16 protein-coding genes and 1 other RNA gene (1 of these 17 cut by a window edge) are annotated in these 12,726 nt (G+C 57.3%); 8 read left to right on the top strand and 9 right to left on the bottom strand.

From position 1 onward, the window contains the following. The 7 genes from AC3B6F_RS00825 to efp form a co-directional block, all read right to left on the bottom strand. The coding region (locus AC3B6F_RS00825; RefSeq protein ID WP_489823030.1) for a glycosyltransferase family 2 protein at positions 1-431 on the bottom strand (431 nt) is incomplete at its 3' end. A gap of 9 nt (positions 432-440) precedes the next feature. Next, a complete protein-coding gene (gene lepA / locus AC3B6F_RS00820; RefSeq protein WP_489823028.1) occupies positions 441-2,243 on the bottom strand; it encodes a translation elongation factor 4 in 1,803 nt (600 codons plus the stop codon). An 84-nt stretch (positions 2,244-2,327) separates the two neighbouring features. Next, the gene (locus AC3B6F_RS00815) at positions 2,328-3,329 is read right to left on the bottom strand and encodes a peptidoglycan -binding protein (protein WP_489823027.1); all 1,002 of its coding nucleotides are present in this window, start codon (positions 3,327-3,329) and stop codon (positions 2,328-2,330) included. Between the two features lie 3 nt (positions 3,330-3,332). Then, positions 3,333-4,481: a flagellar motor protein MotA gene (locus AC3B6F_RS00810; RefSeq protein WP_489823026.1), complete on the bottom strand. Its 1,149-nt coding sequence runs from the start codon at positions 4,479-4,481 to the stop codon at positions 3,333-3,335. Between the two features lie 17 nt (positions 4,482-4,498). Next, positions 4,499-5,245, bottom strand: a complete 747-nt coding sequence (locus AC3B6F_RS00805) for an OmpA family protein (RefSeq protein ID WP_489823024.1) — start codon at positions 5,243-5,245, stop codon at positions 4,499-4,501. Positions 5,246-5,304: 59 nt separating this feature from the next. Beyond that, entirely contained in the window at positions 5,305-6,132 is an 828-nt protein-coding gene (locus AC3B6F_RS00800) for an inositol monophosphatase family protein (RefSeq protein ID WP_010501880.1), read from the bottom strand. A 2-nt stretch (positions 6,133-6,134) separates the two neighbouring features. Continuing rightward, entirely contained in the window at positions 6,135-6,701 is a 567-nt protein-coding gene (efp, locus tag AC3B6F_RS00795) for an elongation factor P (RefSeq protein WP_023942929.1), read from the bottom strand. 215 nt (positions 6,702-6,916) lie between these two features. On the opposite strand from efp, the gene AC3B6F_RS00790 reads away from it, so the two are divergent. After that, a complete protein-coding gene (locus AC3B6F_RS00790) occupies positions 6,917-7,231 on the top strand; it encodes a carboxymuconolactone decarboxylase family protein (protein ID WP_007282876.1) in 315 nt (104 codons plus the stop codon). A 52-nt stretch (positions 7,232-7,283) separates the two neighbouring features. On the opposite strand, the gene AC3B6F_RS00785 is transcribed toward AC3B6F_RS00790, so the two are convergent. Then, a complete protein-coding gene (locus AC3B6F_RS00785; RefSeq protein ID WP_489823023.1) occupies positions 7,284-8,330 on the bottom strand; it encodes a lysine-2,3-aminomutase-like protein in 1,047 nt (348 codons plus the stop codon). 51 nt (positions 8,331-8,381) lie between these two features. On the opposite strand from AC3B6F_RS00785, the gene epmA reads away from it, so the two are divergent. The 3 genes from epmA (at position 8,382) to AC3B6F_RS00770 (ending at position 10,695) form a co-directional block, all read left to right on the top strand. Then, entirely contained in the window at positions 8,382-9,377 is a 996-nt protein-coding gene (gene epmA / locus AC3B6F_RS00780) for an EF-P lysine aminoacylase EpmA (protein WP_489823022.1), read from the top strand. A 107-nt stretch (positions 9,378-9,484) separates the two neighbouring features. Next, a complete protein-coding gene (locus tag AC3B6F_RS00775; protein ID WP_034880449.1) occupies positions 9,485-9,907 on the top strand; it encodes a hypothetical protein in 423 nt (140 codons plus the stop codon). 119 nt (positions 9,908-10,026) lie between these two features. After that, positions 10,027-10,695, top strand: coding sequence for a fasciclin domain-containing protein (locus AC3B6F_RS00770; RefSeq protein WP_489823020.1), 669 nt, complete (start codon positions 10,027-10,029; stop codon positions 10,693-10,695). A gap of 18 nt (positions 10,696-10,713) precedes the next feature. Here AC3B6F_RS00770 and AC3B6F_RS00765 read toward each other — a convergent pair whose 3' ends face one another. Further along, the gene (locus AC3B6F_RS00765) at positions 10,714-11,292 is read right to left on the bottom strand and encodes a thiamine phosphate synthase (protein WP_489823019.1); all 579 of its coding nucleotides are present in this window, start codon (positions 11,290-11,292) and stop codon (positions 10,714-10,716) included. A gap of 449 nt (positions 11,293-11,741) precedes the next feature. On the opposite strand from AC3B6F_RS00765, the gene AC3B6F_RS00760 reads away from it, so the two are divergent. The 4 genes from AC3B6F_RS00760 to AC3B6F_RS00745 form a co-directional block, all read left to right on the top strand. Further along, positions 11,742-11,987, top strand: coding sequence for a hypothetical protein (locus AC3B6F_RS00760; RefSeq protein ID WP_010501865.1), 246 nt, complete (start codon positions 11,742-11,744; stop codon positions 11,985-11,987). Between the two features lie 3 nt (positions 11,988-11,990). Beyond that, positions 11,991-12,335: a cell division protein ZapA gene (locus AC3B6F_RS00755; protein WP_010501864.1), complete on the top strand. Its 345-nt coding sequence runs from the start codon at positions 11,991-11,993 to the stop codon at positions 12,333-12,335. A gap of 48 nt (positions 12,336-12,383) precedes the next feature. Next, positions 12,384-12,540, top strand: a non-coding RNA gene (ssrS, locus tag AC3B6F_RS00750) — 6S RNA. Beyond that, a protein-coding gene (locus AC3B6F_RS00745) for a 5-formyltetrahydrofolate cyclo-ligase (RefSeq protein WP_489823017.1) crosses the window boundary here: on the top strand, positions 12,527-12,726 show its start. The gene runs 382 nt beyond the window's last position; 200 of the gene's 582 nt are visible here — the first part of the coding sequence; the start codon lies at positions 12,527-12,529; its stop codon lies beyond the right edge, outside the window. The genes ssrS and AC3B6F_RS00745 overlap by 14 nt, the downstream gene beginning before the upstream one ends.

Raw genomic sequence — 12,726 nt, 5'->3', positions numbered from 1 at the left:
GTGAAAGCCTGCGTCGGCGCAAACGGAGAGGGCTCTTCATGCCCGTTGGACCCGAAAAGGCACCAATGGACAGGTTGAGTATTGTCTGTCGCGGATGAAAGAAAATCTTCGAGAGAGGTGCTTTTCTCAAAGTGCAGATATTCGTCTGCAGCGAGAATCATCATCCAGTCAAAGGCGCTTCTACCGTCACGGAGTGCTTTCTCCTGAAACGCGTTCTGTCGCTCCAGGCGATCAGGAATACGGGCGTCTGAGCGATGAAGGCGAATATCGTGGAAAGAAGCTGCACTGGAAAGAACCGTCCATGTGCCATCTGTAGAATGGTCATCACAGATGATCAGTGTCGAAAAACCAATCGCTCTGTGATGACTGATCCACCAGCCAATGTTGTCGACCTCGTTATGGACGAACAGAACAGCGGCTGTTTTTAACATAAAGCAGAATCAATCCATTTTAAGTGCGGCAAGGAAGGCGCTTTGTGGAATTTCGACCTTACCAAACTGTCGCATCCGTTTCTTGCCTTCTTTCTGCTTGTCCAGCAGTTTGCGCTTACGGGAGATGTCTCCGCCATAGCACTTTGCGGTCACGTCTTTAGACAAGGCGCCAATAGTCTCACGCGCAATAACCTTGGAGCCAATGGCGGCCTGAATGGCAATCTTGAAGAGCTGCTTCGGGATCAGATCCTTGAGCTTGCCACAGATGGCGCGACCACGGGTTTCAGCAACCGTGCGATGCGCTACGAACGCCAGCGCATCGACCGGCTCATGGTTCACGAGAATAGAGATGCGAACCAGATCGCTCTCCTCATAACCATCGACCTGATAATCGAACGACGCATAACCGCGGGTGAGGGACTTCAGACGATCATAGAAGTCGAACACCACTTCGTTCAGTGGCAGGCGATAGACTGCCATTGCACGATTGCCGACATAGGTGAGATCGACCTGAATACCGCGACGCTCGGAGCAGAGCGTGAGTACGGAACCCAGATACTCGTCCTGCACCATGATTGTGGCCTTGATCCAAGGCTCTTCAATGCTTTCGATCAGGGCCGGGTCAGGCATGTCAGCCGGGTTGTGAAGCTCTTCTTTCGTGCCGTTCGTCAGTGTCATGCGATAGACGACGGACGGCGCAGTGGCGATCAGATCCAGATTAAACTCGCGGGACAGACGCTCCTGAATGATTTCCAGATGCAGTAGTCCAAGGAACCCGCAACGGAATCCGAAACCAAGAGCCGCAGAGCTTTCTGCCTCGAAGTGGAACGATGCGTCATTCAGGCGCAGCTTGCCCAAGCTATCACGCAGCTTCTCAAAATCGTCCGCATCAATCGGGAAGAGACCACACCACACAACCGGGATGGAAGGCTTGAAGCCTGGAAGGGTCTTTTCTGCCGGCTTGCGATCAAGGGTAATGGTGTCACCAACGGCAACGTCCGCCACCGTTTTGATGGCAGCATTGATGAAGCCCATCTCGCCCGGACCAAGCTCATCCACATTCGTCATGCGTGGGAGGAACACACCGACCTGATCAACGTGATAGGTCGAGCCAGCCTGCATCATGCGAATACGGTCACCCCGCTTGACGGTACCGTTCATGACACGGATCAGGATGATGACGCCGAGATACGGGTCGTACCAGCTATCAACCAGCAGGGCCTGCAGAGGCGCATCGCGGTCACCCTTTGGCGCCGGAAGGCGCTCGACGAGAGCTTCCAGTACGCCTTCGATGTTAATGCCGGTCTTGGCGCTGATTTCCACGGCGTCATCAGCAGGGATGCCGATGACTTCTTCAATCTGTGCCCGGACGCGTTCCGGCTCTGCGGCTGGAAGATCGATCTTGTTCAGGACGGGAACGATTTCGTGGTTGGCGTCGATGGCTTGATAGACGTTAGCCAGCGTCTGCGCTTCCACCCCCTGTGAAGCATCCACGACCAGCAGCGATCCTTCACAGGCCGCCAGTGAACGGCTGACTTCATAAGCGAAGTCGACATGGCCCGGGGTGTCCATGAGGTTCAGCGTGTAAACCTTGCCATCCTTGGCCGGGTAAGTGAGGCGCACGGTCTGCGCTTTGATGGTGATGCCGCGTTCCTGCTCCAGCTCCATCGAATCGAGGACCTGGGCTTTCATCTCACGCTCGGTAAGCGCGCCACAGGCCTGAATCAGCCTGTCGGCAAGTGTGGACTTGCCATGGTCGATATGCGCGATGATCGAGAAATTGCGGATGAGGGAGAGCGGGGTGTCGGTCATGGCAGGGTACATACGGGATTCTGGCAGGAATGTCAGCAGACCTGCGGGGAAACCTGCCTTTTTCCAAAGGCAGGTCAAAAGGGATCAGCGATCCGTCAGACGGAACTCGATCCTGCGGTTGCGGGCGTATGCCGCTGGAGTGTTGGCCGCGTCAAGCGGCTGGTAGTCAGCAAAGCCGGTTGCAGCCAGATGCCGGGGGTCAATGCCTTCCAAGATCAGAAGCTTCACGACTGTAATGGCACGCTCGGACGACAGTTCCCAGTTGCTTGGAAAAGCACTGTGGATCGGCTGCTTGTCGGCATGGCCATCGATGCGCAGAATCCACGGAATATCTGTCGGGATTGTTGAGGAAACCTGCTTGAACGTCTTGGCCAGCGTCGTGATTTCTTTTTTGCCTTCTGCTGTCAGATCGGCGCTTCCCTGAGGGAACAGGATTTCAGACTGGAAGACAAAACGGTCACCGACGATGTTCACGCCCTTCTGGTTTTTTAGAACATCCCGCAGACGGCCAAAAAATTCCGAACGATAGCGTTTGAGCTGGTTCACCTTGTCCGCCAGAGCGATGTTCAGCTTGTTGCCAAGATCCTGAATCTGGACGTCTTTCGCGGTTTCGTTTTTCTTCTCGATATCGAGGGCATTGCTGATAGCCTGAAGCTGGCGCGTCAGTTCCTCGATCTGGGCCTGAAGATCCGAAATCTTGCTGTTCTGCTGTTGGCTTGCGCTATCAGCAGAAGCAAGGGCCTGATCCTTCGATTGGAGCTGACCGTTCAGAAGAGCCATTTGTCCGGCCAGGGCCTTCAGTTGGTCTTCATTCTTCTGCTTGTCATTTGCCAGACTGGCGACGGTCGCATTCAGGGATTTGTTCTTGTCCTCCGTCATGGAGAGCATGTGCGACAGCTCGGCCAACTGCTTTCGCAAGTCATCCAGCGTATGTTCACGCCGCATCAGGGAGACGGACAGGAACTGCTGCCCCACAACAAAAACCAGCAGAACGAATGTTACGACCATCAGCAGCGTGGACAGGGCGTCCACATAGCCGGGCCACGCATCGAGGGCGTTATTGGGTCCGCGTCTGCGCCGGGCCATGGGTCAGTCCTGCCTGCTGGAAGTGCCAGTCGTGCTACCAGACGCTGCTGCGATGGTCCGCGCCAGAACCCGAAGATCGTTGCGGATTTCGCCAACGGTCTGAGCACGGCCCTGATGCAGTTCTTCCACGAGGCGGGAAAGATGGCTCTCAATGCGCAGCAAGGGCGTGCCCTGTGAGCCCGGTTGGCCTTCCTCGCCCATCTGGCGCAGGAGCGGAACGAGCGCGGCGTTGGTTTCTGCCGTCCGCGCCATGATCTGCTGGTTGGCTTTCAGTAGTTCGGTCATGCTGCGAAGGCGTTCCTGCAAGCTGTCCAGAAGCTGTACTTCACGAACACGACCTTCCTCACTGCGGGAAACCGCGTTCTGAAGCGTTTCCAGATTTTCCGCTGTCTGCTCAAGGAGTGCCTGAACATAAGCCGGGATTGGCGCGCCATCGCTGTCGATGCTCGTACCGCCACTCACCCGGGTCAGACCGGCGAGCCACTCTTCAAGTTCATTGAAGAACCGTGTCTGTGCCTGACCAGCAGTCAGATCCAGAAAACCGAGAACCAGTGCGCCAGCAAGGCCGAACATCGAGCCAGAGAATGCAGTGGACATGCCAGCCAGCGGGCCAGCGAGACCCGTCTTGAGCTGGTTGAACATCGCATCCAGATCGCCATTGCCCGCAGACATGCCGCCGATGACGGAGGCAATAGAACTAACGGTCAGCAGCAGGCCGTAGAACGTTCCCAGAAGACCAAGGAAAATCAGAAGCTGCGTCATGTAGCGCGAGATTTCGCGGCTCTCATCCAGGCGGGACGACAGACTGTCGAGCATCGCCTGTGTCGTCTGGGTGGAGAGCGTCAGGCGGTCCGTGCGACTGCGGGCGGCCAGCATGCTTGCCATGGGGGCAAGCAGTTTTGGCGGATTGGGGGTGCCCAGACCCGTCCGGGGCTGGCGAAGAAGCTCTACCCACTGGACTTCAGGCATAAGCCGCTGAACGACTCTCAAATTCCAGATGATGCCCAGAATTAGAACACCAAGAATGACAGCATCCAGTTTCGGGTTGGCATTGAAGGCATTCAGGAGGGTCTTCGCCATCGACGCTGCAAGAAGTGCAACGACGACAATGAAGATACCCATACGCAGAAGGAAGGTGGTGGGACGGGTCACGGCGGGTCTTTCCTGGCTTATGGCGTGCCGCTTGCCGGGGTTGCGGATTCGGAAGGCTGGGGATTGCTCTCGGTCACAATGTCCAGACGGTCAGCCGGACTTGCGTCGCCCTTGTCGGGGCGTCCCATGGCGCGCGGATAGAGGCGGGTGGTTGCGACGCCTGCCTTGATGAAAATGGAGCGTATTGCTAGCGCGCGTGCAAGGGAAATGCGACGTGGCATCGAAATGTCATCACCCGGTAACGTCGCATAGGCCGTCAGGATGATGCGTTTTTCGGGCTGATCCCTGAGGGTATTCGCGTAGGCCTCAACGGATTTCAGGCTGTCCTCGTTCAGATCAGAACTTTCCGGCGCGAACAGAACGCGCATTCCGCCGCCTTCAAGTGTTTCCGTACGGGTCTTCGCATCGGCAACTGGCTTGATGTCTGCGGGGGGAACGGGGGCGTGCGTTTGAATGGGAACGAACGGAGGGGGCAGCACAACAGGCGGCGGTGGTGCAGGCGGCACGCCCGGTACGCTTGCTTTTGCGGGTGCGGATGCCTTCACTGAAGAGGCAGAAGCAGTCGCAGCAGATGGTTTGGATGTCTGGGGAGCTGCCGCTGCGTGATGCGCGGGGCGGGGCGGGGTGGCCGGTTTTGCAACGGCGACCGGTTTGCCCTGAGGCAGATCATCCAGATTGCTGGAAACCTGAGCATGTGCCCCGGAGGGCTGAAGGCAGGCCAGAGTGGCCGCCACTGAGAGGGAGGTTAGGATCGGCCTGTACATATGGCGTGATCCTAACCGAGCGGTCCATCCTCCCGCAATGGGGCGGGAGCGACTTCTGCTTACTCCCGGTTCAGGGCTTCGTGGACGATGGTGCGCAATGTGCCATGAAGCTGGGCGTTACCAGCGACAACATTAACGTCATCATCAAGGTCATGAAGCTCCTTGCCGTCCGGGTCGGTGGCATGACCTCCGGCTTCACGTACGATCAGCAGGCCAGCGGCACAATCCCAAGGCTTGATCCCGAATTCCCAGTAGCCCTCGTAACGGCCAGCGGCCACCCATGCGAGATCGAGGGCGGCGGCGCCGAAGCGACGGATGCCCGCAACCTGCGGCATGAGAGCGCCCAGAACGCGGGCGAATGGAAGACGCTGGCTGCCCGGAACCTTCGCGAACGGGATGCCGGTCGCGAACACGGCTTCCTGCATGTTCCGGCGTGCGGAGACACGAAGGCGACGCTCGTTCACGAACGCACCGATGCCCTTCTCAGCCCAGAACATCTCGTTGGCGGCTGGGTTGTAAACCAGTCCACAGACCATTTCGACGCTTCCATCCGGAAGGCGACGCTGGAGACCGATGGAAATGGCCCAGTGCGGAATGCCGTGCAGGAAGTTCGTCGTGCCATCCAGAGGGTCGACGATCCAGCGCCACGTCCAGTTATCCCCGCCCGAAGCGCCTGTTTCTTCCATGAGGAAGGCATAGCCTGGCCGTGCGCGGGCGAGTTCTTCGCGGATGATGGTTTCTGCACGCAGGTCGGCCTGGGACACGAAGTCTCCCGGACCCTTGATGCTGACCTGAAGCTGCTCGACCTCTGCAAAATCGCGGAGCAGACGGCGGGCTGCCTTCTGTGCTGCGTTCTGCATGACGGCCATGTGCGGGGAAAGACGCATGATCAGTCCTTGGCGCGCTCGACGTAAGACGCATCATCCGTACGGACAACGATGCGCTCGCCAGCTTCAATGAAAGGAGGAACCATCGTCTTGACGCCGTTGGACAGGACAGCAGGCTTATAGGACGAGGAGGCCGTCTGGCCCTTCACGACCGGATCGGCTTCCGTGATTTCGAGCGTGACGTGCGGCGGCAGTTCAACGCCAACCGGGTCGCCCTCAACCAGCTTCACGTTCAGGGGCATGTTGTCCTGAAGGAACGCGAACTGGTCGCCGAAAATGTCCTGGGGCAGAATCAGCTGCTCAAAGGTTTCCGGGTCCATCAGGACGACGTTGTCACCGTCCATGTAGGAATAGGTGTAGTCCTTGTCTTCCGTCATCAGACGCTCGACGCTGTCAGCCGTTCTCCAGCGCTCATTCGTCTTGTTGCCGGTGTTCAGGTCGCGCATTTCGACCTGAATGAAGGCGCCACCCTTACCCGGGGTGATGATCTGCTGCTTGAGAACCGTCCAGCGGCGACCATCATGCTCGATGACCTGGCCAGCGCGGATAAGGTTGGCTTGTTGCTTCATGGTGTGTCCTGACCCTGCAATGGTGGGGTTTTTATCACGTCTTGTGGGCTTCTAGCGCCGCAGGGGGGAGGTCGGCAAGGCGCAAGGCGGCTTCATTGAACGGAATGGCTCAGGAAAGTGTGAAGTGTTGCCCTCTTGGGGCACGTCTTGGACACGTTCATGGTACTGACCGGACCCTGTCGTGCAGGCGGGGTATGCAACTGGAGGCTCCCTCTATGTACGACATGAAGAATCTTTCCCGTATTCCACATCTGGAAGCCAATGCCAGCGAAGGCATGGACGCGTTCTGGAAGTTTGACCGTGCGGCTTTTGAAGACGGGGCTGTCAGCGCCTTGACCAAGCAGCTTGCTGCCGTGGCCGTCGCCCTGACGACGCAATGCCCTTATTGTATTGAACTGCATGGCAAGGCAGCACGGGATGCTGGGGCGACGGATGCCCAGCTTGCAGAAATTGCTCTCGTGGCTGCAGCAATTCGTGCGGGTGGAGCTGTTACACACGCCACGCATCTGTTTCCGAAGACCGAAGGCTGACAGTTTCTTCTACCCGGACGGCGTTTTGCTCCGTCCGGTCCCAACACGCGCCTTATGTAAAAGACGCGATCTCTCCCTTTGGAGAGCGAACTTTTCCGTGTTCCCCTTCCATCAGATAGTCCGGACCGAGCGGGACTTTTCCCTTGCCGCCCGGAATATCGAGAACATACGTGGGCCAAGCCAGGCCGGTGACCCGCCCACGCAGACGGGCGAGCAGCGCGCGTCCTTCCTCAACAGGAACATGGAAATGGCTGGTACCGGGAGCTGTATCCAGATGATGCAGGTAATAGGGTTTGACCCGTGCCGTCACCAACGCCCGAAGCAGCGCTTCAAGAGACTCTTCCGTATCATTCACGCCGCGCAGCAGAACGGACTGGGAGAGGACCGGTATAGCACGCCCCAGAATGGACCGAATGGCGGTGCGGGCTTCGGCGGTCATTTCCCGTGCATGATTGATGTGCGCGACGACCCACATGGCGCGATCCGTTTCCATGGCGTCGAGCAGTTCCGGCGTGATGCGGGCAGGGTCGGCTACCGGAACGCGCGAGTGAATACGGATCGTCTCAATATGGGGAATGGCCGATAGCGACTGAACGATATGTTTCAGTCGTCTGGGCGCCAGCATGAGCGGGTCGCCACCCGTCAAAATGATTTCCCGGATGGCGGGATGGGCCCTGACCCAGTCCAGGGCCAGCTCAAGCTCTTCATCGCTCAGCAATCCACCGTCCGGACCAACATGCTCCCGCCGGAAACAGAAACGGCAATAAAGAGGGCAGATCAGCAGAGGCTTGAGGAGCGCACGATCTTCATAACGGTGCACGATTCCCTTGATGGGAGAGAGCGCATCGTCTCCGATCGGATCAAGTGTTTCGTAAGGCTGCGTGGAGAGTTCTCGTGCATCTGGAATGACCTGCCGACCAATCGGATCGTCCGGTGCTTCGATCAGGGCCTGAAACGCAGGCGGGATCGCCGTTGCGAACTGACTGGCGACAGCATCCAGCGTGTTGCGCGCGGCTTCGGGGGCGAGGCCGGCCTGAATCAGATCGGACGGCGTACGCAGGACGCGCCGCTTCGGAGAGGTCTTGACCGTATCATGCATGTGGTGGCTCTAACGCTGGCTGGCCGTGTGTTGCAACAGGAACTCGCTTCGATGACCCATTCTTCCTCTGATCCGGACAGGATTGCCGAACGTCTCCCGCTTTTGCGCCGCCGGGCCCAGATGGTGCAGGCCACGCGGAAATTCTTCGATGAGCGGGGATATCTGGACGTCGATACACCTTATGCGGTGCCAGTGCCTGGAGAAGAGGTTCATCTCCGGTGTTTTCGGACTGAACTGGAACACTCGGATGGCTCGCGTGAGGCGCGTTTCCTGCATACCAGTCCCGAATTTGCCATGAAGCGGATCATTGCAGCGACTGGCCTGCCCATTTTTCAGCTCGCGCGGGTCTGGAGGAATGGAGAAGCCAGCGCGACGCATGTTCCGGAATTTACCATGCTGGAATGGTATGCGCCGGGCGCTGACCTTGACGTGCTGATGGACGAAACCGAGGCCTTCGTACGCGCGCTTCTGCCCGATCAGGTTTACCGTGATGGTGTTCTGATTCCCGTGACGGAGCCCTTTGAGCGTCTGACGATGCAGGATGCTTTTGCGCGTTATGTGGGAGCAGATCTGTTGGGAACTGCAGGGGACGCTGAGGCGCTTGCCGATCAGGCCGACGCCGTTCTGCGAGATGGGGAAAACTGGGAAGACCTGTTTTTCCGTCTGCTTCTTGAGCGTATCGAACCAGTGATCGGGCGTGAACGGCCGACTTTCCTGACGCACTGGCCTGCGGAACAGGCGGCTCTTGCGCGCAAAAACCCTTCGGATGCACGGGCGGCTTTACGGTTCGAGCTTTATATTGGTGGCATCGAACTGGCGAATGCGTTTGAGGAGCTGACGGACCCTGTGGAGCAGCGTCAGCGCTTTGAAGCAGATCGTCAGAAACGTCTGGAATTTTCGCCGGATCAGGACTGGCCGCTTGATGAAGCTTTTTTGACGGCCTTGCCAGATATGCCATCATGTTCCGGTATTGCACTGGGATTTGATCGGCTGGTTCTGCTTGCAACAGGAGCACCGAAAATCCGTGACATTTTGTGGTTAAGCTAACCGTTTTGAAACTTGCAGGAGTTTTAATCCGTTTCTGATACCAAACGGGCTAGAACATCGTGCTGAAGACTATATCTGCGCTGCTCATCCAGCCGGGGACAAAGAAAATGAAAAAGGCAAAACTGCTTTCCGTCGTTGCACTTCTGGCGCTGTCTGCCTGTGAGGTACCTACCCTCCAGCAGCGTCAGGTTCTCGACGGCATGGTTGGGAAAACGGAAGTAGATGTTGTGCGTCAGTTCGGCGTGCCGACCAGAAGCTACCAGACAGAGGGCCATTCCTTCCTCGCCTATATCGAGAACCAGACCCAGTATTCCGGCGGTGGTGGCGGCTGGGGCTGGGGAGGTTGGGGCGGTGGCTGGGGTGGACCCGGCTGGGGTGGCTGGGGCGGCGGTTGGGGCGGACCCGGCGGCTGGGGTGGTGGTTGGGGTGGCGGTTTCCCCTCCACCTATTACAGCACCAGTTGTCAGACGACTTTTGAACTCGTCACCGGCCATGTCGTGGGATGGACCATGCGCGGCGATGGGTGCTGAAATCGTTTTCCTGGTCTATGGTCACATCCTCTTTAGTAAGACGGTGTGACCAAGATATGCAGGTGCGATTCGGGTTTCCTTCTTTCTCCCATGACGAGTCCAGAACTTCGGCTCCGAAGGTGGTAGGAAGTCTTCTGCTGGGGCTTGCGCTCGCTGGCTGTCATGGGACGGACTGGTCGCACAATTATCAGGACAGCTTCGAGACGCCCGCCAGTACGTCCATGTCTTATATGCCCGATACTGTCGCGAAGGCGTTTGTCGAGCCCAAAAACAACGAACCCAACACGCCAGTCGCCTATCATCGGCCCTTAACGCCGTCGTATGATGACCGTCCTCTGGACGAGAACATTGGCGTTTCCGTCGAACTGGCAAATTATATGGCTGGCCTCAGGGCTACCGGATTGGTCGCATGGATTACGGGACCGGGCCCTATCACGGTCTTCGCCATTCCCAACGAAGCCATGGAAAAACTTTCCAGCCGTTGGCCGGGAGGCCTTATGGCTCCTGCCATGCGCGGACAACTCACCCATATTTTGGGATATACGATTGTTTCGGGTCGTTGGGATGAAAAGACCATCCGAAAGACCATTGCTCGCCGCCATGGGCAGGGGATTGGTCTGAAAACGCTTTATGGAGATATTCTGAGCGTTCACATCGAACCACAGACGGGCGCTATTTTGCTGAATAACCCTGCAGGTCAGACAACGCGTCTGTGGGGTCAGTCTTTCCCGCAATCAAACGGTGTTCTATATTTTACACAGGATGCCCTCATCCCTGTTTCCCGCTGAAGAAACAGGGATGTTCGATCAGCCTTGAAGACTGGCGAGAAGGCTGGAGAACAGCGTCTCGTCAGTTCCATCAAGTTTGAGCGGTATTGCAAGAAAATCTGCTGAAGCTGTTGTTGCAGTGGAGGCTTCGTCAACTGTCTGAATATTTTCTGCCACGGCAGGGAGTTCCATGACAGACGTCCACCACCGGATCATGTCTGCGTGCTCTACAGCGAAGGCAATGTAATCGGCCCCGCTTTCTCCAGCCAGCATGGCTTCATCGCGGCTCTGGCACAGGCATCCAATCTGGATATCGTCGCCAGCAAGCTTGCGAAGGGTTGGCAGGCTGTCTGCTGAGGGCGCATGCAACCCGTCCGCAACTTTCAGAAGGTCAGCGGAAAGAGCGGAAAACCCGTCCGGTACATCAAGCATCAAGGCAACATCATTGTCATGCAGAAGTGCCAACACTCTTGAAAACTGCGCTTTGTCCAGCGTGTGCTTTATCGGAAAGCGCAGGGCGGTGACTTCTGGATGCGCCAGAAGCGCAGGCAGAATGTCAAAGAGGGCGTCTGCCTCAAAGCTGGCTGGTAGAACAGGGTACAGGTCGCAGGGTATCATAGGGTGAGTGTCGCAGATTCAGGAGGTTCAGGCTAGCGGGGCCAAGGTGTAGCTTGTGGTCGGACCGTAAGAATACGTCGTCTATGGAGCTCGTCCGAATAGAGGGCTGTCAATTGCCGGGGTGAAGCCTTGCAGACGACCCATCCGATTCCAGCAAGAAGTGCAATGCGAGCGAGCGCGGCCGATGCCCCGCAATCCAGAATGGATGCTGAACGCTCGTCCCCAACAACCTGTAACCACCAGGGGACTCCGAAACTATTGCCAGCTCCCATTGGGGACATTGCGAGGAACGGGAAAGGGTGGCGTATCTTCAGGTCTGCCATGTCACCATGGCAGGAAATGACAAAGACCGGCTTCATCAAAGGCTGAGAGGTGCTTGACCTGATGAGGGGTTCAGGTCTTTCCTGAGAGGGTAGACCAGTGGAACAGGTGTCGGTCATTTCATCGGCATGTCATGGCAGGAACGGGAAGAGCGCGTTTTGAGCGAGCAGGCAGGATATCTGCAGGACGATAAGACTATTGATCGTCTTGAGGAAGCAATGGCGCGGATTTCCAGTGCAATGGAACAGCAGGCCCGAGCCCGTGAAGAGCGTGAGCGTGAAGCCCGTTCTGCTCCTGACCTTCCTGAAATTGCTGCAAACATCGACGCACTCTGTGTTCGTATCCGCGGTATTCTTGAGCGGAAAGGGGAATAACACATGGCGCAGGTCTCCATCCGTCTGAACGGATATGTTTACAGTGTCGGCTGTCAGGATGGTGAAGAACATCATCTTTATGCAATGGCACGCCAGGTCGAAAGCTGGCTGCAACGCGCCCGGACGCTGGGTGGCGCTGCCAGTGAATCCAAAACGCTCATGATGGCGGCGTTGCTCATGGCGGATGAGATCTTCGAGCTCAAGCGCCGTCCTCTTCCAGATGACATGCTAGCAACGGTTGAGGAAGCGAAGGCAGCGCTGCGTATTGCTGAAGCCCGTCAGGAACGTCTGGCTCAACTGGCGCAGCGGGCTGAGGAACTTGCGGGCGTACTCGAAACTTCCGAGTGATTTTTGCGATTGCCGTTGAATATCTTTCGGCACTGTCTAATATGTAATTCGGAGCTGCCTGGTGCGTCAGGCAAATCAACCCCCGGGCCGATAAGCATTCCTACGGGAACTGGCTCTGTCGTGGCCCTGGTCACGTTAACCGGTGCCCACCTGCACTTGCAGGTCTAGGAGGGCTGAAAAGACCAACGGCTTTGGCGGCTCCACAGATTTCCGAAATCGATCTTCAGAAGAAAGAACTCCGTCGGCAGATGGCCGAACGGAGGAATGCTGCGTCCAGAGACATGGAAGCAGTGCTTCTGCATCGCCTGCATAACGTCATAGAAGCGCAGAGTGCTTCCGTTATCGCGGCTGTCTGGCCTTTGCCGGGAGAAATCGACCTTAGGCCCCTTTG

It is taken from the genome of Gluconobacter sp. ESL1110 (assembly GCF_058107395.1).
The sequence above is the reverse complement of the archived record's forward strand: the minus strand, read 5'-3'. Positions and strand labels throughout refer to the sequence as shown.

Bases quoted from the DNA above. Each gene is read 5' to 3' on its own strand.
- lepA (WP_489823028.1), bottom strand. From the start codon at position 2,243: ATGACCGACACCCCGCTCTCCCTCATCCGCAATTTCTCGATCATCGCG.
- AC3B6F_RS00815 (WP_489823027.1), bottom strand. From the start codon at position 3,329: ATGGCCCGGCGCAGACGCGGACCCAATAACGCCCTCGATGCGTGGCCC.
- AC3B6F_RS00805 (WP_489823024.1), bottom strand. From the start codon at position 5,245: ATGTACAGGCCGATCCTAACCTCCCTCTCAGTGGCGGCCACTCTGGCC.
- AC3B6F_RS00800 (WP_010501880.1), bottom strand. From the start codon at position 6,132: ATGCGTCTTTCCCCGCACATGGCCGTCATGCAGAACGCAGCACAGAAG.
- efp (WP_023942929.1), bottom strand. From the start codon at position 6,701: ATGAAGCAACAAGCCAACCTTATCCGCGCTGGCCAGGTCATCGAGCAT.
- AC3B6F_RS00790 (WP_007282876.1), top strand. From the start codon at position 6,917: ATGTACGACATGAAGAATCTTTCCCGTATTCCACATCTGGAAGCCAAT.
- AC3B6F_RS00785 (WP_489823023.1), bottom strand. From the start codon at position 8,330: ATGCATGATACGGTCAAGACCTCTCCGAAGCGGCGCGTCCTGCGTACG.
- epmA (WP_489823022.1), top strand. From the start codon at position 8,382: ATGACCCATTCTTCCTCTGATCCGGACAGGATTGCCGAACGTCTCCCG.
- AC3B6F_RS00775 (WP_034880449.1), top strand. From the start codon at position 9,485: ATGAAAAAGGCAAAACTGCTTTCCGTCGTTGCACTTCTGGCGCTGTCT.
- AC3B6F_RS00765 (WP_489823019.1), bottom strand. From the start codon at position 11,292: ATGATACCCTGCGACCTGTACCCTGTTCTACCAGCCAGCTTTGAGGCA.
- AC3B6F_RS00760 (WP_010501865.1), top strand. From the start codon at position 11,742: ATGTCATGGCAGGAACGGGAAGAGCGCGTTTTGAGCGAGCAGGCAGGA.
- AC3B6F_RS00755 (WP_010501864.1), top strand. From the start codon at position 11,991: ATGGCGCAGGTCTCCATCCGTCTGAACGGATATGTTTACAGTGTCGGC.